Raw genomic sequence first — 234 nt, forward strand, 5'->3', positions numbered from 1 at the left:
CACTCTCCAATCCGGCATGGGGACGGTAGGAAACGGGTAGGCCTTGGCTGCGCAAGTAGTGTTCGGGACTGTCGCCGAAGACGACTACGTCGCCATGTTGTTCATGCTGTTCGAAGGCATACCAAATGCCCTCTTCTTCACACAGACGGTTGATAAAGGTAAAGTCGCTTTCGAGATACTGGGTTACATACTCGCGGACGGTGTAGCTGCGGCTCTTTTGGAAACGGTAGTCGA

At 53.4% G+C, this 234-nt stretch carries 1 protein-coding gene; it reads right to left on the reverse strand.

What is annotated here, in order from left to right; genetic code table 11:
* A partial coding sequence (locus tag ACTHUG_RS11670) for a contractile injection system protein, VgrG/Pvc8 family (protein WP_440386933.1) occupies positions 1-234 on the reverse strand: 234 nt, incomplete at both ends.

The organism is Neisseria sp. P0022.S009 (assembly GCF_051956675.1).
Taxonomy (GTDB): Bacteria; Pseudomonadota; Gammaproteobacteria; order Burkholderiales; family Neisseriaceae; genus Neisseria.